Source organism: Paenibacillus rhizovicinus, from assembly GCF_010365285.1.
Lineage (GTDB): Bacteria > Bacillota > Bacilli > Paenibacillales > Paenibacillaceae > Paenibacillus_Z > Paenibacillus_Z rhizovicinus.
In genome coordinates, this window is the sequence record NZ_CP048286.1 from 6,052,315 (window position 1) to 6,071,461 (window position 19,147).

Genomic DNA, 19,147 nt, shown 5'->3' on the forward strand with positions numbered 1-19,147 from the left:
ACTATATAAATTATGCAAACGACCACCGTACAAACCGTAATCGACCGCCTCATTCGTCCTGTTGGCTTTAACGAGCATTCCATCGATACGTTGAAAAGCGGCAGCCCGAGCGCCGAAGTCAAGAAAATCGCGGTCATGTTCATGACGACCTATGCCGGCATCAAACAGGCTGCAGAAGCCGGCGTAGACCTGATCATCACGCATGAACCGACGTTTTACAACCATGCGGATGAAGTCGGGCGGCTGGCCGGCGACCCGATTTACGAGCGGAAGCGCGCGTTGATCGATGAATCCGGGATCGCGATTTTCCGCCTGCACGATTATGTGCATCAATACAAGCCGGACGGCATTCTGCTCGGCATGCTGAAGAAGCTGGAGTGGGAAGCGTATGCGGATTCGCAGGATATGCACCTGCTTACCGTGCCCGAGAGCGAGACGCAAACGGTGCGGACGATCATGGACCATTTGAAGATCAAGCTTGGAATCGATAGCATGTTGGGAGCCGGGGACCTGGAGCGGCCGGTGACGCGTTTCGTGCTCAGTCCGGGAGCGCCGGGATTTGCGATGCACATGGACTTCTTTCGGAAGTATGACATGGACCTCTTGATAGCCGGCGAAACGCATGAGTGGGAAACGAACGAATACATCCGGGATGCCATCGACATGGGAATCGCCAGAAACCTGCTCGTTATCGGCCATCAGAAGAGCGAGGAATCCGGCATGACCGTCGTTGTGGAGATGCTGAGGGAGGCGTTTCCCGAAGTCGAAGTCGTGTTTATGGAGAGTTCGCCTGCAGTGAAGCGGGTTTGAGCGGCGTAGCTGCCAGATCCGCAATGCCGAGGAGCCGCAAACCGAGCCGAACGCTGATCTGGTCGCATTGTTCGGTCAGATAGAGCGCGTAAGCCGTCATGACGGGCAGTTCAAATTCAGCTGGAAGCCGAACGAGACGGCCGTCAGCCAAATACGGCTGGACGATCGAACGCGGCATGAACCCGAATCCCGTGCCTTGCAGCAGCAATGTCAGCATGATGGACGAGTGATCGGTTTGCAGGGCGGGAATGTAACCCGGTCCGGCAATGGCTTTAAACCAATCCGGAAAAGGCTGGCCCCACTCGATATGACAATACGCCTGCGAATAGAAATCACGAGCCGCAACAGGAGAATTGCGCCTCTTTGCTGCTACGAGCAGCAATTCATCTTCGAACAGCGGAATGCGCGTTACTTTGGCTTGCTCGGGCGGATCAAATCGAATGGCAATATGCACGGCGCCGTCCAGCAGAAGATCGCGGATCATATAGCTTGGGTCGATGTAGCTGAGAAACTTGACGGCGACGTTCGGATGCTCCTCCCGGAATTTCACGATGTGCTGCAAGAATACATAATGCCAGACGGAACCGGGACCGCTTAAGACGATGCGATGCTCGAATTCATCGGACAGCGTTACTTTGCTTTCCTCGTGCAAACGCATCATCCGTTCCGCGTAAGGCAAATAAGCTGCACCTGCTGCCGTCAGACTGACATTGCGGTTATCGCGCAAGAACAATGTCTTGCCGACGTCTAGCTCCAGTGCTTTGATTCGGGCCGTTACCGCGGATTGCGAGATGTGCAGATGTTCCGCAGCTTTCGTGAAATTCAACGTCGTGCAGACCGAGAGGAAGGCTTCTAGTTGAGCGGAATCCATATGCAGCGGGTACCTCCGGTAATTCGATTTATGAATGATTATAATACTTATTTTGCGTTATACAAATCATTTCATATTCGGTAGGATAGCATTAAAGCCGGTTCATGCGTATTGGTCCCGGAGATTGTACCTACCGAAGGAGGATTCAAATCCAGATGAGCCAAACCATTCCAATCGAACGGCTTCAGGCGATCGGGAACAAGCGGGATGAACTGTCGGCGCTCTTGATCGAGGTGGTCGGCGACGGCGCATCCATCGGTTTCCTTCCGCCTCTGGGCATAGAGGAAGCAAGGGTATATTGGGACGGCGTGCCCGATCCGAATGTCTTGCTCTATATCGCATTGATCGACGGGCAGATCGCAGGCAGCGTGCAGCTACACTTATGCGCGAAGCCGAATGGCCTTCACCGGGCGGAAATCGCGAAGCTGATGACGCATCCGCGCTATCGGCGGCGCGGGGTCGCAAGCGCGCTTATGCGTAGAGCGGAGGCTGGGGCCGAGGCGGAAGGACGCAGTCTGATCGTGCTGGATACAAGGGAAGGCGACCCATCGAATGCGTTGTACGGATCGTTCGGTTACGTTCAAGCGGGCCGCATTCCAGGTTTTGCCCGTTCGGCAGACGGCAGTTTGGCTGCCACGATCTTGTATTACAAGCAGCGATGAACCTATCTTCCACTCGTAGTTCGAATAAGCGGCAGTAATCGCGGTTTCTTGGCCTGCTTCTCGGCAATCGCGTCATATCGCTGCGGACCCGATTCATACAATGACGGTATGGGGAAATTCGGTCTATAGGAGGTCGCAGCATGCAGCGAGTGGATTTGGGCTGCGGGATGAATAAACACCGCGATTGCATCGGGATCGACAACGCCGCTTCCGCGAGTCCCGATATCTTGCATGACTTGAACGACAGGCTGCCGCTGGAGGAAGATTCGGTTTCTTATTTGCTCGCAAGCCGCAGCTTGGAATACGCGACGGATCTCCGCGGCGTGATGCAAGAAATTTACAGAGTATGCAAGCATAAGGCGGTCGTCTGCATCGTCGCGCCGCATGCTCAGGCGGCCATTCATATCGCCAATCCGTCGATCCGCAGTTATTTCAACGAATATACGCCTTATTATTTGACGCCGAAGGAGCATCATCATGAAATCGTGTCGGCGGCGCAGTTCTCGCCGGAGTTTATTCCAGCGGAGGAGATAGAAGTCGATTTCCGGCTGCTGCGCATGGAGTTTTTTTATTTCCCGCTCTATCTGTCTCCGTTGTACGATCCGGGCGAACGGATGAGCTTGATGGAAGTGCAGCTGAACATGGTGGATGAGATTCTGTATCATTTCGTTGTCGTCAAGCAGCCGATCACGAAGGAGGAAATCAGCCGGATCGCGGGGAGCGATCTGGAAGTGCCGGAACGAATCAAGGAACGCCGCCTGCACGACGGCATGCTGACAAGGCATAACGCGGAGAACGTGATTATCGAGCCTGAGGCAAGCGCGAAGGACGAGGATGGCGACAAGCCGTCCGCGGATGCAGCCGACAGCAAGCCGAAAGGAAAGGCCGGGGCATCCAAACCGAAAGCGAGATCCGACGCCAAAGCGAAGCAGGACTCGAAGCTGAAGCCGAAATCGAAGCCCGGCGCGGCCAAGGCGAGCAAGAGGACGATACAGATCAAGATGGTGGAGCCGGAGCCCGAGATCGTCCGCCGGCCTTCCCGTGTAGTATACCTGCGCAAAGACGAGGTCAAAGACTAATGCAACCATGCAACGACAAATGCAACGTCAAACGACGAATGCAAAACGGCCCCGCGGCCGGCTTCATGCCGGATGCGGGGCCGTTTGTCGCGCGCTGCGCCGGACTAGGACTGATTCACTCTCGCGTTCTTCTGAATAAGCGAGATTTGCCCGGCGTGAATGCCGGTATGGTACATCAGACGGCCGACTGCTTCGAGCGGCGTCGTTGCAGGTCCGCCCATCGGCGATTCTACCGGGACGGTCCATTCTTCCTCCGGCAGTTCGCACATGGCGCCGCGCAAATGCTCATTGGAATCGCCTAGCATCTGAAGCAGGGCGTTCAGGTCGGAAAAGTCGCTTTTTTTGCTTCCGGGCCCGCCGCTCGTTGCCAGTTTGATATGCTCCGGCATCGGCTTGCGGAAGTACCACTCGGTGAACATATATTCCACTTCGGCATTATGCTGCAGCATATAACCGATCGATGCAGGACCGATCTTCAAGGTTAGATCCTCTTGCGGGAGCTGCGAAGCGGTTTTGAAAAAACGGGATTGAATGGCGCTCCAGATCGGAAGGACGGATTCATAATGGCTCATTGTCGTTCTCCTTTTATAAAGAAATGAAATGGAGAGTAAGGAATCAGGATTTAATTAGGCTTTCGCCGTCTGGCCGTGGCCGTCTCGATTCACGTGGTTGAAAGCGTCTCCGGTCAAGTCGATATCGTATGCCTGCCCGAAGCCTGCCACGTACCGGCCTTCTTTGGCCGTCAGTTCGAATAAGGAGAAATCGAGTCCGCGCAGCATGGTAATTATGCTTGTGCCGAATTTCTCGACGAACAGCTCGAACACCTCGTCATGGCCGTCATTACCGACGTTCGCGGCTTCGCAGACGAAGCGGGCGCGCTGACGGGCGAACAAATTCGCCGATTGCGATTCGTCTTCGATCAGCATGGCGTCGACGAGCGGATTGTTCTCCAGGTGGCGGAAGTGGTTGGCGATCCGGCTGATATAAATGTAGAATTTGCCGTCCTGCTTCACGAACGGAGCGTAGGAGATGAAAGGGTTTTCGTTGTCATCCACAGTGCTGAGCATGAGCGTCTTCACGCTGTCGGCAAAGTTCAAATATTGGGTACGCATCGATTCTTTATCGATTGGTTTCAAGCGGAATCCACTCTCCAATTTGTAGTGATTATGATAATCATTTTCATTTGCAGTATACCAGTATTGAGAATCGTTATCAATATAATTTTATCCGATAGATGCAATATTTGCGGCATGCCGTTATGATCGTAATACGAATCGATTATGGAAACGAGGATTGCGATGAACATCAACGAGAAGCTGGACTTATCCGGCACACAACCGATCGGATTATACGCGGGACTTGAAATCCGCAGGCTTGGCAGCGAACATGTGACGGAGACGCACCGATTGATGCTTGACGTCGTGTCGCGCCTTCCGGACAGCGGCATGTTCGCGACGGACGACGTCGATGATCTGCTAGTACTGCTGAAGCGCGGAGGGGAAATATACGGGGCGTTCGAAGACGGGGAGCTGCTGGCCTATACGACGCTCGCATATCCCGGTGATGGAGAGGGCAATTTAGGACGGGAATTCGGCGTACCGGAGAATGAGCTGGCCCGGGTTTGGGTGCTCGATGCAACGATCGTGCACGAATCCGTCCGGGGGCGCGGCTTGCAGCGCTTCTTCCATGAATTGCGCGAACGGCGTGCTGCAGCGAAGGGGGCGGTCTGCCTCTACTCGACGGTGCATCCCGACAATGCGGCAAGCCTGCGCAACCTGGAGGCTGCCGGGTTCGCGCGTCAATTTTCGCGTCCGATGTACGGAGGCTTGATGCGGCATTGCTATGCGAAAAGGTTGAGTAATCAGAGGTGAGATATTGTTGTACAGCCTAGCCCGATTGACAGCATGCCGGATATCCCTTATCATTTCGTTAAACGATCGTTGAATGAAACGGCGGCAAAAGAGAGGCGAGCAGCATTGAAACGGACGCCACGTACGAGCAGAGATTTGCAGGCGGCGGAGCGCAGGGAACAAATTCTTCAAGGCGCCAAAGACATGTTTGCCGAGCACGGCTTTCACGGCACCTCGATGCGGATGATCAACAAGCATGTCGGCATTACGGACGGTTTGCTGTATCATTATTTTCCCGGCGGGAAGCAGGAGATATTGGAGACGATCTTTAATGAAGCGCAGGAAGCCCGACTAGCGAGCATGGATAAGCTCCTCGCGTCCATCGAGCCCAATTTGCCGCTGGAAACCGCGATGACTCAATTTCTGGTCGGCATGTTCAGGACGTTGACGGGAGACCGGGCATTCCTTCGCATTATGTTTCGGGATGCGGAGTCCATCCAGTCGGAGCAGCGTAATTTCTTCTCGGAGATGATTCAGCAGCGGCACGGCACGCTGACCGAAGTGCTGAAGAAACGGGCGGAAGCAGGCGAAATCCGCGAAATGGATTATGCGTTGGCAGCTCATCAAATCCTTTCCGTGGGCGTCGTCTGCACGCTGCGCGAAGTCTCGTTCATTAATGTCATCGGCGTCGAGGCCGAGACCTATATTCGTAGCATGGTCACTTTCTCCGTGTCGCAATGGCGGAAGTGATTTCTTTTTGGACATTTCATTCACCGAGCGTTGAATTAATTAAATGAGCAGGGGGATTTCTCATCGTGATTCATTTTTTCAGGCAAAAGCATCCTTATCTTACTGTAGTGCTCGTCTTCGTAGTGGTCCTTGTGCTTGGCTTGGCCCAGCTTGGATCTACCGTCAATCCGGTTCCGAGAAACTTGCCCGTTCTGCTCGTGCAGCAGGATGCGGGCGCGAAGACGCCGGCTGGCGATATCGATTACGGCAAGCTGATCGCGGATAAGCTGACGGCTTCGAAGGCTCCGAACGGCGGGGATAATCCGCTCGAATGGCAGACCGCGGAATCCGAAGAGGCGGCCGTGGATGCGATGAACCATCAAAAGGCCTATGCGGCGCTGGTGATACCCGCCGACTTCTCCGCGAAGTTAGCCAGTCTGTTGTCGCCGGAACCTCATTCCGCCTCCGTCGCGTTGTATATCAACCAGGGGATGAACTATAACGGCGCAACGATGACGAGCGGCATCCTGACGCAGATGATTAACGGTGCGAGCGCGCAAATCCGGGCGGAAATGCTGGCTGCCGTCGATAAACAAGGCGGCACGTTGACGGCAGCGCAGACGGCGGCGCTGGCCGTGCCGATCGATGCGGCGATCTCGAATATCAATGCCGTCGGCGCCAATAGCTCGAATGGCAATGCGCCCGTCGTGCTGACGCAGCTCGTCTGGTTCGGCGCGATGGTGTCCACGATGATGCTGTTCATTGCCGCCAACAAAGCGACGCAGACCGGATCCCGCCGGCATCGTCTCGGCATCCGGGTATCGCAAATCGTCATGGGCGCCGTTGCGACAGGCGCTGCCTCGCTGAGCATTCTTGTCATCGCGGGCCAGTGGTTCGGACTCGACATTCCGGATTATTCGTCCGTCGGCCTGTTTATGTTCTTCGCCGGCTTCATGTTCTTCTTGCTGCAAACGATGATCGTCAGCTGGCTCGGGTTTGCCGGCGTTCCGCTGTTCGTGCTCGTCTTCTTCTTCGGCGCGCCCGTGTTGTCGCTTCCGTCGCAGCTGCTGCCTGCTTTCAGCCATCATTTCCTCTATTCCTGGCTGCCGCTCCGCTTTTCCGTCGAAGGGCTGCGCGATCTGTTTTATTTTGACGGCGGTCCGAACTTGAGCGAGCCTTCCTGGACGCTGGCTATGATCGGAATTGCCGGGGCGGGGCTAATCCTGCTCTCGGTGCTGAAGAAGCAAGCGATCGCTGCCCCGGCATCGAATGCGCGGGCTGAAGACGGTTCGATGACGAACGCGGCTGCAAGCGACGGCATTTGACATGGTTTTCCGAATCCTCTATGCTGACGAAGAGGTGATCGATTGTGAGCATTCAAGCGAATAAAATTTTCATTAACTTGCCGGTCAAAGACGTTAAAAAAACGGTAACGTTCTTTAACGAGGTCGGGTTCGGGTTCAACGCCCAGTTTTCCGACGAGAACGCGGCATGCATGGTCATCAGCGAGCATATCTACGTGATGCTGCTGTCCGAAGCGTATTTCCAGACGTTCACGAAGAAATCCGTAGCCGATGCGACTGCCAGCACGGAAGTGATTTTGGCCATTTCCGCTACCAGCAGGGAAAGCGTGGACGAAATCGTCTACAAGGCGCTTTCTTCGGGCGGTTCGATATCGAACGATCCGCAAGACCACGGCTTCATGTATGCCTGGAGCTTCCAGGACATCGACGGCCATTTGTGGGAAGTCATCTATATGGACGAGAATGCCGCGGCTCAAGGCTAATGACATTCGGCCGCCGCTGAAGCGGTTGTTCATAGACACGGGAAGAACCCTCTGCTTCTGCAGAGGGTTCTCAGGCTGTCGAGAAAGTCTCGACAGCCTTCACTTTGCCCAATTAATTTAATACGACACCGCGTTAATATGTTATAATATAAGTAACATTTACGAACGGATGGTGCCGCGGTGCTACGATCGAACAAAGAAAAACAGCAGAATTACGAATTGGTTTCCATAGAAGATTTGGTACCTGCGGATCACATGCTTCGCAAGATCGATAAATACATTGACTTCACCTTTATCGACGAGAAGGTTCGCCATCTCTATTCGCAAGACAATGGGCGTCCAGCTATCGATCCCCTTGTTCTCTTCAAGATGATCTTCTTAGGCTATTTCTACGGCATTCGTTCCGAACGTCAACTGGAACGCGAGGTCCAAACGAACTTGGCTTATCGCTGGTTTCTAGGATTGGGACTCACCGATCGTGTTCCGGACCACACCACGATCAGCTGGAATCGTCGTACGCGTTTCAAAGGTACCTCGGTTTTCCAGGACATCTTCGATGAGATTGTGCTGCAAGCCATCTCGCATCGGATGGTTGGCGGTCGTATGCTCGTTTCCGATTCCACGCACGTAAAAGCCAATGCGAATAAACACAAATACACCAAAGAGCAGGTTCAGCAAAACACGCGTGATTATCTGGACGAGTTAAATTCCGCGGTCGAATCTGACCGAAAAGCGCAAGGAAAAAAGCTCTAAAACCACGAGAGGAGGTGAATGAAGACAAGGAAGTGAAGGTCAGTACAACCGACCCGGACAGCGGTTATATGTTTCGAGAAGGCAAGCCGGAAGGCTTCTTCTATCTGGACCACCGCACCGTCGATGCGAAACACAACCTCATTACCGATGTCTTCGTCACCGCAGGCAATGTGCATGATTCCGTGCCGTATCTCTCACGCTTGGACCGCCAACGTAACCGATTTGGTTTTGCCGTAGAAGCTGTCGCACTTGATTCTGGTTATATGACAACGCCGATTTGCAAGGGACTTGAAGACCGTAACATTTTCGGCGTCATTGCGCACCGAAGATTTCAACCAACACAGGGTCTGATTCCAAAGTGGAAGTTTACCTATGATGCAGAGCGAAACGTTTACGTATGCCCACAGCAGCAAGAGCTGCCCTACCGAACCACGGACCGTGAAGGTTACCGGCACTATGCTTCAAACCCGAAACAGTGCGCATCCTGCCCGATGCTGGAGAAGTGCACACGATCCCACAACAAGCGAAAGATTGTGACCCGGCATATCTGGGAGGACAGCAAGGAGAAAGTACGTTTGAATCGCCTGAGCAAGTCGGGGAAAAAGTTGTACCGAAAACGAAAAGAAACAATTGAGCGAAGCTTCGCGGATGCTAAACAGCTCCACGGGTTTCGCTATTGCCGTTTGCGGGGGTTACATAACGTGATGGAACAAGCGTTGATGACCGCCGCCGTACAGAACATGAAGAAGATTGCCCTCCAACTAGAGAAGAGGGCTTCGGAGGGGTAATACGCCCTCCGAAGCCCTGAAATTGAAAGAGAGATAAAAAAGAAACCCGCCGTTTTTAAAAAAACGTGGGTTTCTCTACACTCTGAGAACCCTCTGCTTCTGCAGAGGGTTCTTTTTGTTGTCGCGCATGCGTGGTCGGGGTTTGTACGAAAAATCGTACAAAGTAGCGAGCGAGGCATCCCGAGGCTCGGGTTTTGTACGAAAATCGTACAAAGTAGCGAGCGAGGTGCCCGAAGCCGGGGTTTTGTACGAAAAATCGTACAAAGTAGAGAGCGAGGCAGCCCGAGGCCGAGGTTTTGTACGAAAAATCGTACAAAGTAGCGAGCGAGGTGCCCGAAGCCGGGGTTTTGTACGAAAAATCGTACAAAGTAGAGAGCGAGGCAGCCCGAGGCCGGCGGCGGAATTCTGTCGGCTAGATGATTCCGACAGCTGAATGCACTATGAATGTGTGCGCCACTAATGCGCCGCCATTGCGCGATGAATGCGCATTGGATGCGGTATGAATGCGGTATGAAATGCGCAATGAATGCGGCCTACATGCGGCTGTCTGCCGCAATGAAAAAGCCATTGCGCCGGATTTGCTCCGGCTGCAATGGCTTTTTGTCGTGCCTATTCAAGCCCGGGAACGAATTTCCTGCCGCATGAACAAGGCGTAGGACAGCCCGAAGCAGATCATCGTCGCCGCCAGCAAGCCGACGAGCTGCGGCCAGCAGAGCAGCAGGCTTTGCGACAGCGGGAGCGGACTTGCGATCGCGCCGACGACCTGCTCCGTCGTCAGCGGGCCGAGCGAACGGACGCCTGGCGTGAGCATCGTGCTCGTCGTCTCCGTGAACAAGTAGGAGGGCGACAGCCGGTTGAGCATGAGCATCATTTTGGCATGGCGGAGCAGGATGCTGAGTGCCGACGTCTCGGGCGGAGCCGAGGCTTTGTCGACGATGCCCATGATCATGCCGTAGAACACGGAGAAGAAAATCCATAAGGCGATGCCCGACAGCGCGGAGGTGGCCGCTTGCCGGAAGCGGATGGACAGCAGCATCGACAGGTTCAGCCAGAAGCCGACGTAGATGACACCGATGACGAGAAACAGTACCACCCGCAGCACTTCTTCGGGTGTCGGCGGGTAGCCGATCGTGAACAGTCCGAGTCCCATGATGAGGAAGCCGAGCGCGAACAGGACGACTGCGATCAACAGCAGCGAAGCCGTGAATTTGGCACGGATGAAGTCGTCGCGATAGATGGGCTGGGACAGCAGCCGGCTCAAGGTGCCTTTGCCGCGCTCCGAGTTGATGGCGTCGAAGCCGAGGGCGATGCCCATCAGCGGCCCGAGGAAAGAAACGAACGTGGCGAACGTCGGCAGCGTTCCGTCGGAAGCGGTGAACATTTGCAGGAACAGGTAAGCCGTATCGGTGTCCTGCGTCTTGACGCCGCCCTTCAGCGCCGTGATCGCCGCATAGATGGAGCCGATGCACGCGAGCGTAATGATGCCGATTAGGATGCCGAAGCGCCAGCTCCGCATATGGTCGCCGAATTCCTTCTGCACGATGACCCAGAACGGGGAAACGGTGCATCGTTCCGCGGCGGTTTCTTCGCCGGCCGCAGGTCGGCCAATGCCCCGGAGCCGGGACAGCCTGCGCATGAATCCGTCAGGTTTTGCCGTTGTTTCGATCAACCGTCCCGCCTCCTTCAAAATACCGGTGATAAATGTCGTCGAGTCCATACTGCTTGCGCTGGACCGCATGCAGATTGGCGCCGCTCTCAATGACTGTCTTCGCGGCAGCCGTCGTCAGATCGCGCGAGCAGCGAAGCGAGAAGCGGACCGTTCCATGGTCCGGCGCGGTTTCGCCCCGGGCGCTTTCGCCAGCGCCCCCGTCGTTGACGGCGCTGCCGTTGAAGGCCAGCACGCCATCAAGTCCGGCGAGCCGTTCCCCGAGCTCGGCGCTCCAGCCGGACACCTCGAGTTCCACCGTAATGGCGCGGTCGTCGTCCAGCTGCTCCGCAAGCGAGTCGACGTCCCCGGAAGCGATCAATTCCCCGCGCACGAACAAGCCGACGCGGTCGCAAATTTGTTGAACCTGATGCAAATGATGGGAGGACAGGAGCACGGTCAGCCCTTCCAGGCGGCTCAAGTCCCGAATGAGCTGCAGCAGTTCGCGCACGCCTTCGGGGTCGATGCCGAGCGTCGGCTCATCGAGGATGATCACCTCCGGCCGCTTGATCAGCACGTCCGCGATCCCCAGCCGCTGGCGCATCCCGCGCGAGAACGCGCCGACTTTCTTCCCCAGCGCGTCGGACAGCCCGACCCGCTCCAGCAGCTCCAACGCCTGCACCCGAGCCGGTGCCGGATGTATCCGGTTCAGCCTTGCGGTGAAGAGCAAATTGTCGAGCGCCGTACGGTCCTCATAGAAACCGACATCATCCGGCATATAGCCGACGCGCCGTTTCACCTGAAGCGGCTGCCTGGTCGGATCGAGTCCGCATACCCGTACGCGGCCGCTTGTCGGCTCGGTCAAGCCAAGCATCATCAGAATCGTCGTCGTCTTGCCGGCGCCGTTCGGGCCGAGCAGGCCGAAAATTTCGCCTTTGGCGATGGTCAAGTTCAAACCATTGACGGCGGTCTGTCCGTCGTACCGCTTTGTCAGCCGGTTCAGCTCAATGATCGGGAGCGGAAGAGAAATGGCATCATCCGGCAGCGACGTCTGCGCCTGCTGTTGCGCCATCTTTACCGCCTCCCGTATTTGCGAAACAGATAATAAATGCCTGCCGCCACCACGATGATGATGAGGATGCCGACCCAGCCCCAGAGCACGGACGATTTAACGGCGACGCGAATTTGGGCATCGGCGCTTTTCTCCGGGGCGGCCGCCGTTATATTCACGACATAATCGCCGGCGAGCGCCTTCTTGTCGGCTTTGATCGTTGCCTGCACATGCGACGTTCCGCCCGGCGCGATGCTGTCGATCGTCGCCGGCTCGAAGGAAACTTCCCAGCCGGAAGGCGTGTCGGCCGACAGGGCGACGCTCTTCAGCTCCGACGAGCCGGAATTCGTCACGACCATGTCCAAATGGCGTTGGGATCCTGCGGTAACGTCGGTGCTGAGCAAGTCGTCCGAGGTGCTGAGCTTCAGATCGTAAGTGCCGGTGACGACGGCTTCCACGGTCGTATTGGCGGAGGTGGAGTTGTTTCCGGCCGCGATCGGAATTTTATACGTGCCCGCTTTGACCGTTTCGGGCGGTTTGACGGCGATGCTGATCGTCTTCTCGCCGTTCGGGTCGACTTCGACGGACGTCACGCTGTTGGAGCCGTCGACGAAAGTCGCATCCCAGCCGGGCTGGGCCTGCGCTTCCAGGGCGTAGGTTTGCTTCTCGGCGGTTCGGTTGCGCAGCGTCGCGCTGAACGTGAAGGTCGAATCGGAATGCCCCTCCATATTGGGCTGATCCGTCGTGAGTTCCGTCCGGAACGTTCCTTGCTCGGAGACGTCCACGGCCAGCGGCAGCGATACGCCGCCGGCGTCCACTTCGAAGCGGTAAACGCCTTTGTTGACCTCGAGCGGCACGTCGAGTTCCAGGTTGACGGTTTGCGTTTCACCGGCTTTGACGGCAAGCTGGCTTACGTTCCGTCCGCCGGCGGTCAATTGTTCGTTCCATTGGTTTCCTTTGGCATCGAAGCCGAGGCCGACTTTTTCCGTCGAACTGCCATGGTTGATCACGTCGATCGCATACGAAATCGAATCGCCCGGCGGCGCGGACAACTCCAAATACGGCGTGTACAGCTCCACCGAACCGGCGGCTGCAGCCTTGCCGGCACCTAGACCGAACGTCGTCACTCCCAGAACGAAACAAATAGCAAGGAGCCAAGTAAAGCTCCTTAAGCGGCATGCACGAAGCATGCAATCCCCTCCTTGACCGACTGTATTGGCCGCCCTTTCGGCAGCATTCATAATCGGTACGAACGACGGACCGGTTTGGATTTACGCCGGCGAAAAAATGTTTTTGTTTTCCCCGGCGGCGATTTCTGATACAACGAAGGGAGAGGAAGGCGCGGTATTCACGTAACGGAAGGAGGGACGGCGATGGGCCAGTCCGGCGAAAATATGTCCGACATCCTTCGCGCGATGTGCGAAGGTTCGGCGGATGCGTTCGATGCGTTCTATGCCCGCTATTCGGCGCTCATCATGGGAATCGCGCTGCGCATGCTCGGCGATCGGATGGAAGCGGAAGACGCATGCCACGATGTGTTTCTGGAAGCGCTTCGCCGAGGAGACCGGTACGATCCGCAGCGCGGGTCCGTCGATGCATGGCTCGCCATTATGACCCGCAGCCGATGTTTGGATCGGCTGCGCCGGAGCAAGAAGCTGATTCACCGGGAAGCATGGGACGCGGAAGAGGCTTCGGATGCCGAGGCTGCCGCCGAAGAGAAGGTGTTGTCGCAGCTCCAGCACGAGGCGGTACGCGAAGCGCTGCTGGCGCTGCCCGCGCGTCAGCAGCATGCGGTGGTCAGCAGCTACTATGGCTCCAAGACGCATAGCGAGATGGCTTCCGCCTGGAACGTACCGCTTGGAACCGTGAAATCATGGGTGCGATACGGGCTTCATAACATGCGAAAACAGCTGGAGAAACGCGGATGGCCGGATGGCAAAAGCAGCGATGCGGGGGAGGTGCGAAAATGAACGGAACGCCGGATTACGAGCCGGAGACATGCGGCAAACATTACGCGGAAGAAGATTGGATCGATTGGCTGCTTGACCGCAAGCCGCCGGCCGATCGTGCGGTCATGTTAAGCCACCTTGCACGGTGCTCCCGCTGCCTTTCGATGCGGAACATGTGGGAGCCGCTGCTTGCGGGGGGCGGGATGACCGGGACACCGCCAGCGACGGAACAAGAGCGGGGCCGCGGCGAGGAGGTCCGGGAGTCTTCGCAGCCCTCCGAAGCGCTGCGTCGCCGGCTGCGCGCGCGCGTCCGTCTGCGTTCGGCGGGGATTCGCGTACGCCGCGCCGTGCAGGCGCAGCGCCGAACGAGCGTCTTCGCGGCGGCGATCGTCATGCTGCTGCTGCTGTGCGCGGCGCTCGTGTACCGGTCGGCATCGCCAAGTCAGGCCGATCAGCGCAAAGTGGCCGCGGCAGCGTTAGAGCCGACGGCGGCATCCTTCCTGCAGGATCCGCAGACGGCCAGCTTTAAGGTGAATCCCGAACTGGAGGAATTGGGGAAGGGGTATATTTGGTTTAACGACATGTCCGGCGAAGTTTACGTCATGCTGGAAGGACTGCTGCCGAGCGAAGAGCATGACGTGCAGGTATGGGCCGTGGATGAGCTTGCCCATGAACATGTCAATTTGGGGCTGCTTCATCACGATCGCCCCAGCAGCGCGCATCTGTACGTGAAGCCCGGAAGGCTTCTCCAAGCCCGTCATATCGCGCTGACGGTAGAGCCGGCTGGCGGGAGCGGCAACCCGACCGGACCTGACGTGCTCGTCTTCCCGCTGCAGCGCGGTTGATCCCGCCCGGTTTCGTGGTACACTTAGAGGAAAACCGCAAGCAGGAGGCAGCGCATCATGAAACGCATATCATTCATACTCACGGCCGTGTTGTCCGTCTTCGTGGCCGGCTGCTCCATTTATGCCTCGCCGACCGCTACGGCGCCGGAAGCAGAAGGCGTTAAAGCGGAGTGGGCGTTTACGCAAGCCGGGCAGAAGCCGGATCAGCTGCTGATCGGCGTCATCGACGGCGCCGTGAAGACGCTCGACATCGCCATTTACAGCCTGACGCAGCCGGACATCGTCGATGCCGTCAAGCGCGCGAAGAAGCGCGGCGTCGAGGTCCGCATCATTACGGACCGCATTCAAGCCGAAGGCAAGAGCCAGCGGGAAGCGCTCAAGCTGCTCGGCAGCGCAGGCATTCCGATGAAGAAAAACAAACATAGCGGCTTGATGCATCTGAAGATGACGATTGCCGACGGAACAACGGCGACGACGGGATCCTTCAACTATTCGAAGGCGGCCAGCACCACGAACGACGAAGTGCTGATGGTTCTGCGAAACGCTGACGTTGCCCGTTCGTTCGAGCAGCAATTCCAGGCGATGTGGGAAGATACGTCGGGGTTCGAGACCATCTCGGCGACCATCGCGGACGGTTCAGGCAGCGCGGTTCCGGAAGAATCCACGAATGAGGAACCTGCCGCTCCGTCCGGACAATCAGTCGTGTATCGCAGCTGCGCAGAGGCGAGAGCAGCAGGCGCGGCACCGCTTCATCAAGGCGACCCCGGCTACAGTTCGAAGCTGGACGGCGACGGCGACGGCATCGCATGCGAGTGATGACGGCAAGCTTATAGAATACGAAGACCGAGTAGAAAAGTCCGCGGCAAGCGGGCTTTTTTGTATTCCAATTCCGACAAAAAACGACAATTGAGATAGGGGATAGGCAGGAGTTTCAGGTTTGTTGTCGAATGTTCAATCCATTGATCCGAGACCAGCAGCAATCAGCAAGGGAGTGACGGCATATGAACGTAATCCGGGATCGATACAAGAGAAGGCCGACGTTGAACCGCAAACTGCGCTCGCTCGGACTCGTGTTCGTACTGCTCGTCGGCTTTGCGTGCACGTTAATTTTTGCGATTGTCGAAATCGTGCACCAGAAGCGCGGCATTTATCATCAATTGGAACAAACGATCCTGCTGCAGCAGCAGTTTATCGATAAATGGATGGACGAGCGAATGTCGGATATCCGGCTCATTTCGCAGGATGCTGAGGTGAGAAGCGGAGATTCCGCCCGTACGCAGCAGCTTATCGCGCTCATCAAGAGCAGTCATAGCGATTTCCAGAACATCAGTTTCGTCGGCTCCCAAGGCAAGACCGCTGCCGGCATCGACATCTCCGACCGGTCGTATTTTGACCAAGCGATCAAGGGGAAAGCCTCGATCTCGGACGTGCTGCAGTCGCGCATGGACGGCAAGCGCATCATCGTCTTCGCGGCTCCCGTCTTAGGCGCCGGCCGCGACTACGCGGGCGTCATCGTGGGCTCGGTCGAGCTGACGACGATCGAGCAGCTTATGAAGCAATTCACGTACGGCGAACACGGGCAGACGTACTTAGTCGACAAGGACGGAACGCTCATTACGGGAGTAGGCAGCGGCGGCGATCAACCGGTCAAGATCCGTTCCTCCTTGCTGGAACAGGCAGCAGCAGGCGTGAAGTTGAAGCATTCGTATGACGATTACCGGAACGTACCCGTTTACGGCGCCTATAATTGGACGAACGGCGGCAGATGGCTCATTATCGGGGAGGCGGGCAGGAAGGACGTATTGGCATCGCTGTATACAGAGGTACGGTATGCGATTCTGATCATTTTGCTTGCTATGCTGCTGGCGGTATACTTCATGTTCCGCACTGCGAAGCGAATTGCCAAGCCGGTCGATCATTTGCTCCGCGGCGTGCAAACGGTCAAGGAAGGCGGCTATGATTACCGGATTCACGCTTCGGTGCTGGATGCTTCGACGATCGAATTCCAGCAGCTAGGCGAAGCGTTCAACGCCATGTCGGACACGATCCTGGAACATACGGAGGCGCTCAGCAAAGAGCGCAACTTCGCTTCGTCCATCGTCGATACGGCAGCTTCGCTCATCGTCGTGCTGGACAAGGAAGGCCGCATCGTGCAGTTCAATCGCAGCTGCGAGCTGACGACCGGATATCGCTTTGAAGACGTGCGGCATGCGTCCATCTTGGAGAAGCTCATTCCCGAGGGCGAACGCTCCGAGCTCGTTGCGCATCTTCAATCGCTGCTGACGACGGGCGGCGGCAGGAATTACGAGAATCACTGGCAATCGCGTACAGGCGAGCTTCGTCTTATCGCATGGTCCAACACGGTGCTGCAGGAGCCGAACGGCGATATCGTGCTGATCATCGGCATCGGCATCGACATTACCGAACAGCGCAAAGTCGAGCAGGCGCTTCGGGAGAGCGAGGAACGCTTCAGGTTGATCGTGGGCTCCATGGAAGAGGTCGTTACGACGTTCGATTCCGATTTGAAGCTAACGGGCGTCTATGGCCGGGCAATGGGAGTGAACGGTTTGCCGCGTCATGGCATGACGCTTCATCAACTGATGAATCCTGCCAATGCGCTCCGCCATGAAGATGCCCAGCGGCTGGCGCTTCAAGAGCAAACGACCGTGCTCGATTGGAAAACCCAAACGCCTCGGGGAGCGAACCACAGCTACCAAACCTCGTATTCCGCGTTTCGGGATAACGAAGGGGCCATTAAAGGCGTCGTCTCGGTCAGCCGGGAAATTACGCAGCTGAAGGAAACCGAGGCGGCTTATCGCGAAACGCAGGCGAGAATGAACAATATTCTGGAAAGCATTACGGACGCGTTCATCGCCTTGAACAATGATTTGACGTTTGCATACGTGAACAGCGAAGCCAAGCGTAAGTTTAGCCGGTTCCAATGGGAGATCATGGGCAGGCACTTCCTGGAGGTGCTTCCGGAGCTGACGAATACGCCGATTCACGAATGCTGCCGTCTGGCAATCGAGAAACAGCTGCCGCATTCGATCGAAGAATTCGTTCCGTTCATGGACGCCTGGTATGAAGTTCATATCTATCCGTCGAAGGATGGTCTATCGATCTACTTCCAGGACGTATCGGTCCGCAAGCAGCTGGAACAAACGGCTGCCGAAAGCCAAATGCGGCTCGCGACGATCATCGAGACGGTTCCGTCCGGAATCGTGGTGGTCGACAAAGACGGACGGATCGTCATGGCGAATCGGATGGCGGAAGTGATGTTCGGCATGGGGAAGGACGATATCGTCAGCCGCGGGTATGACGATATCATCTGGGAATTGTACGACGTGGACGGCAAAGTAATGCCGGTGGAGGATTTTCCGGTCTCCATCGCGATGTCCACGGGCCGGATGGTATCGAACAGCGAATATATGTTCAAGCGGCCGGACGGGAAGCGAATCATGATGATGTGCAACTGCTCGCCGTTGTTCGACAACGATGGCGCCGTGAACAGCGTGCTCGTGGCGCTGTCCGATATTACGGGTCGAATCGCCATTCAATCCGAGCTTCAGGAGGCGAATAACGAACTGAAGAAGCTGTCCTCGCTGGACGGGCTGACGGGGATCTTCAACCGCCGGTATTTCAACGAGCAGCTGCGCGCGGAATGGAACAGCCACGCACTCGCGCAAGAGCCGTTGTCGCTCATCATGCTGGACATTGATTACTTCAAGGCCTATAACGATACGTACGGGCATCTCGGCGGCGATATGTGCCTGAAGGCGACGGCCGCCTTGATCCAATCTTCGCTTCAGGAGCCGAATCGATTCGTCGCGCGGTACGGCGGCGAAGAATTCGGCATCGTGCTGCCGGGCACGCCGATTAACGTTGCCGCGGAACTGGCCGAGTTGCTGCGCATTCAAGTCGAGAAGCAGGAAATCGCGCATGCGAATTCCAAAGTGAGCCGTTTCGTAACGATCAGTCTCGGCGTGGCATCCGTCGTGCCCGCCGCGAACGGAAGCGATGAGGAATCGCTGGTATCGGCGGCGGATAAATGCTTGTATGAAGCGAAACGGACGCGAAACCGGGTGGCCGTTCAAGCCGCTCGGACTGTTCTTGAGGAACGTCCGCTAAAGGCTGACTTCTGGGGACCGTAACGCCCAGGCGAAGCGGTGTCAGGCGGCGGCATGGAGCGGCGGTTTCGAACCGGTTCCTCCTGGGACAAAAGAAGGTCCGCAGCCGGCGCGAGTGCGCCGGCTGCGGACCTTTTTACTTGTCGTTCGTTGCAGAATATCGTTATCGTTGAGGTTCTTCTTATGAGGGGCGTCGTTGCGT

Annotated in this window: 18 protein-coding genes; 12 read left to right on the forward strand and 6 right to left on the reverse strand. The window is 56.6% G+C overall.

The annotated features are described in order from the left end of the window. The first annotated feature begins 12 nt into the window (after positions 1 to 12). Positions 13 to 810, forward strand: a complete 798-nt coding sequence (locus tag GZH47_RS26950) for a Nif3-like dinuclear metal center hexameric protein (protein ID WP_162644069.1) — start codon at positions 13 to 15, stop codon at positions 808 to 810. Here GZH47_RS26950 and GZH47_RS26955 read toward each other — a convergent pair. Then, on the reverse strand, positions 776 to 1,681 hold the full coding sequence (locus GZH47_RS26955; RefSeq protein ID WP_162644070.1) for a LysR family transcriptional regulator: 906 nt from the start codon (positions 1,679 to 1,681) through the stop codon (positions 776 to 778). The genes GZH47_RS26950 and GZH47_RS26955 overlap by 35 nt on opposite strands. 155 nt (positions 1,682 to 1,836) lie before the next feature. Here GZH47_RS26955 and GZH47_RS26960 point away from each other — a divergent pair, with 155 nt between their 5' ends. Both GZH47_RS26960 and GZH47_RS26965 read left to right on the forward strand, forming a co-directional pair. Beyond that, positions 1,837 to 2,343, forward strand: coding sequence for a GNAT family N-acetyltransferase (locus tag GZH47_RS26960; RefSeq protein ID WP_162644071.1), 507 nt, complete (start codon positions 1,837 to 1,839; stop codon positions 2,341 to 2,343). A gap of 140 nt (positions 2,344 to 2,483) precedes the next feature. Then, on the forward strand, positions 2,484 to 3,422 hold the full coding sequence (locus GZH47_RS26965) for a class I SAM-dependent methyltransferase (RefSeq protein ID WP_162644072.1): 939 nt from the start codon (positions 2,484 to 2,486) through the stop codon (positions 3,420 to 3,422). Positions 3,423 to 3,526: 104 nt separating this feature from the next. Here GZH47_RS26965 and GZH47_RS26970 read toward each other — a convergent pair whose 3' ends face one another. Continuing rightward, positions 3,527 to 3,994 (reverse strand): DinB family protein, encoded by a 468-nt coding sequence (locus GZH47_RS26970; protein ID WP_162644073.1) that lies wholly within the window; start codon positions 3,992 to 3,994, stop codon positions 3,527 to 3,529. Positions 3,995 to 4,048: 54 nt separating this feature from the next. Further along, a complete protein-coding gene (locus GZH47_RS26975; RefSeq protein WP_162644074.1) occupies positions 4,049 to 4,558 on the reverse strand; it encodes a HugZ family pyridoxamine 5'-phosphate oxidase in 510 nt (169 codons plus the stop codon). A 162-nt stretch (positions 4,559 to 4,720) separates the two neighbouring features. Here GZH47_RS26975 and GZH47_RS26980 point away from each other — a divergent pair, with 162 nt between their 5' ends. The 5 genes from GZH47_RS26980 to GZH47_RS27000 all read left to right on the forward strand — a co-directional run bounded on the left by GZH47_RS26980 (position 4,721) and on the right by GZH47_RS27000 (position 9,328). Continuing rightward, complete coding sequence (locus GZH47_RS26980; RefSeq protein WP_225446234.1) at positions 4,721 to 5,293, forward strand: GNAT family N-acetyltransferase; 573 nt, start codon at positions 4,721 to 4,723, stop codon at positions 5,291 to 5,293. Between the two features lie 105 nt (positions 5,294 to 5,398). Next, on the forward strand, positions 5,399 to 6,022 hold the full coding sequence (locus tag GZH47_RS26985) for a TetR/AcrR family transcriptional regulator (RefSeq protein WP_162644075.1): 624 nt from the start codon (positions 5,399 to 5,401) through the stop codon (positions 6,020 to 6,022). Between the two features lie 65 nt (positions 6,023 to 6,087). Then, a complete protein-coding gene (locus tag GZH47_RS26990; protein ID WP_162644076.1) occupies positions 6,088 to 7,326 on the forward strand; it encodes a YhgE/Pip domain-containing protein in 1,239 nt (412 codons plus the stop codon). A 44-nt stretch (positions 7,327 to 7,370) separates the two neighbouring features. Beyond that, complete coding sequence (locus tag GZH47_RS26995; protein WP_162644077.1) at positions 7,371 to 7,787, forward strand: VOC family protein; 417 nt, start codon at positions 7,371 to 7,373, stop codon at positions 7,785 to 7,787. Between the two features lie 180 nt (positions 7,788 to 7,967). Continuing rightward, positions 7,968 to 9,328 (forward strand): IS1182 family transposase gene (locus GZH47_RS27000; RefSeq protein WP_162638950.1). Its coding sequence is split into 2 segments (ribosomal slippage): positions 7,968 to 8,535 and positions 8,535 to 9,328, totalling 1,362 coding nucleotides; the frame shifts between segments, so codons are not numbered across the junction. Positions 9,329 to 9,941: 613 nt separating this feature from the next. Here GZH47_RS27000 and GZH47_RS27005 read toward each other — a convergent pair. From GZH47_RS27005 to GZH47_RS27015, 3 genes are read right to left on the reverse strand one after another with little or no spacing between them, the layout of a single operon-like run. Next, the gene (locus GZH47_RS27005; RefSeq protein WP_404823824.1) at positions 9,942 to 10,964 is read right to left on the reverse strand and encodes an ABC transporter permease; all 1,023 of its coding nucleotides are present in this window, start codon (positions 10,962 to 10,964) and stop codon (positions 9,942 to 9,944) included. 7 nt (positions 10,965 to 10,971) lie between these two features. Next, positions 10,972 to 12,045 carry an ABC transporter ATP-binding protein gene (locus GZH47_RS27010; RefSeq protein WP_162644079.1) on the reverse strand — a complete coding sequence of 358 codons (1,074 nt, stop codon included), beginning with the start codon at positions 12,043 to 12,045 and terminating at the stop codon, positions 10,972 to 10,974. A 2-nt stretch (positions 12,046 to 12,047) separates the two neighbouring features. Next, positions 12,048 to 13,214: a COG1470 family protein gene (locus GZH47_RS27015; RefSeq protein ID WP_162644080.1), complete on the reverse strand. Its 1,167-nt coding sequence runs from the start codon at positions 13,212 to 13,214 to the stop codon at positions 12,048 to 12,050. A gap of 183 nt (positions 13,215 to 13,397) precedes the next feature. On the opposite strand from GZH47_RS27015, the gene GZH47_RS27020 reads away from it, so the two are divergent. The 4 genes from GZH47_RS27020 to GZH47_RS27035 all read left to right on the forward strand — a co-directional run bounded on the left by GZH47_RS27020 (position 13,398) and on the right by GZH47_RS27035 (position 18,969). Then, complete coding sequence (locus tag GZH47_RS27020; RefSeq protein ID WP_162644081.1) at positions 13,398 to 13,994, forward strand: RNA polymerase sigma factor; 597 nt, start codon at positions 13,398 to 13,400, stop codon at positions 13,992 to 13,994. Beyond that, positions 13,991 to 14,818 carry an anti-sigma factor domain-containing protein gene (locus tag GZH47_RS27025; RefSeq protein ID WP_162644082.1) on the forward strand — a complete coding sequence of 276 codons (828 nt, stop codon included), beginning with the start codon at positions 13,991 to 13,993 and terminating at the stop codon, positions 14,816 to 14,818. The genes GZH47_RS27020 and GZH47_RS27025 overlap by 4 nt, the downstream gene beginning before the upstream one ends. Positions 14,819 to 14,875: 57 nt before the next feature. Further along, the gene (locus GZH47_RS27030; protein WP_162644083.1) at positions 14,876 to 15,634 is read left to right on the forward strand and encodes a phospholipase D-like domain-containing protein; all 759 of its coding nucleotides are present in this window, start codon (positions 14,876 to 14,878) and stop codon (positions 15,632 to 15,634) included. A 185-nt stretch (positions 15,635 to 15,819) separates the two neighbouring features. Beyond that, positions 15,820 to 18,969, forward strand: a complete 3,150-nt coding sequence (locus GZH47_RS27035) for a PAS domain S-box protein (protein WP_162644084.1) — start codon at positions 15,820 to 15,822, stop codon at positions 18,967 to 18,969. The last annotated feature ends 178 nt before the right edge of the window (positions 18,970 to 19,147 follow it).

Coding starts and splice junctions, on each gene's coding strand:
- GZH47_RS26950 (WP_162644069.1), top strand. CDS start 13: ATGCAAACGACCACCGTACAAACCGTAATCGACCGCCTCATTCGTCCT.
- GZH47_RS26955 (WP_162644070.1), bottom strand. CDS start 1,681: ATGGATTCCGCTCAACTAGAAGCCTTCCTCTCGGTCTGCACGACGTTG.
- GZH47_RS26960 (WP_162644071.1), top strand. CDS start 1,837: ATGAGCCAAACCATTCCAATCGAACGGCTTCAGGCGATCGGGAACAAG.
- GZH47_RS26965 (WP_162644072.1), top strand. CDS start 2,484: ATGCAGCGAGTGGATTTGGGCTGCGGGATGAATAAACACCGCGATTGC.
- GZH47_RS26970 (WP_162644073.1), bottom strand. CDS start 3,994: ATGAGCCATTATGAATCCGTCCTTCCGATCTGGAGCGCCATTCAATCC.
- GZH47_RS26980 (WP_225446234.1), top strand. CDS start 4,721: ATGAACATCAACGAGAAGCTGGACTTATCCGGCACACAACCGATCGGA.
- GZH47_RS27005 (WP_404823824.1), bottom strand. CDS start 10,964: ATGCGCAGGCTGTCCCGGCTCCGGGGCATTGGCCGACCTGCGGCCGGC.
- GZH47_RS27010 (WP_162644079.1), bottom strand. CDS start 12,045: ATGGCGCAACAGCAGGCGCAGACGTCGCTGCCGGATGATGCCATTTCT.
- GZH47_RS27015 (WP_162644080.1), bottom strand. CDS start 13,214: ATGCTTCGTGCATGCCGCTTAAGGAGCTTTACTTGGCTCCTTGCTATT.
- GZH47_RS27020 (WP_162644081.1), top strand. CDS start 13,398: ATGGGCCAGTCCGGCGAAAATATGTCCGACATCCTTCGCGCGATGTGC.
- GZH47_RS27025 (WP_162644082.1), top strand. CDS start 13,991: ATGAACGGAACGCCGGATTACGAGCCGGAGACATGCGGCAAACATTAC.
- GZH47_RS27030 (WP_162644083.1), top strand. CDS start 14,876: ATGAAACGCATATCATTCATACTCACGGCCGTGTTGTCCGTCTTCGTG.
- GZH47_RS27035 (WP_162644084.1), top strand. CDS start 15,820: ATGAACGTAATCCGGGATCGATACAAGAGAAGGCCGACGTTGAACCGC.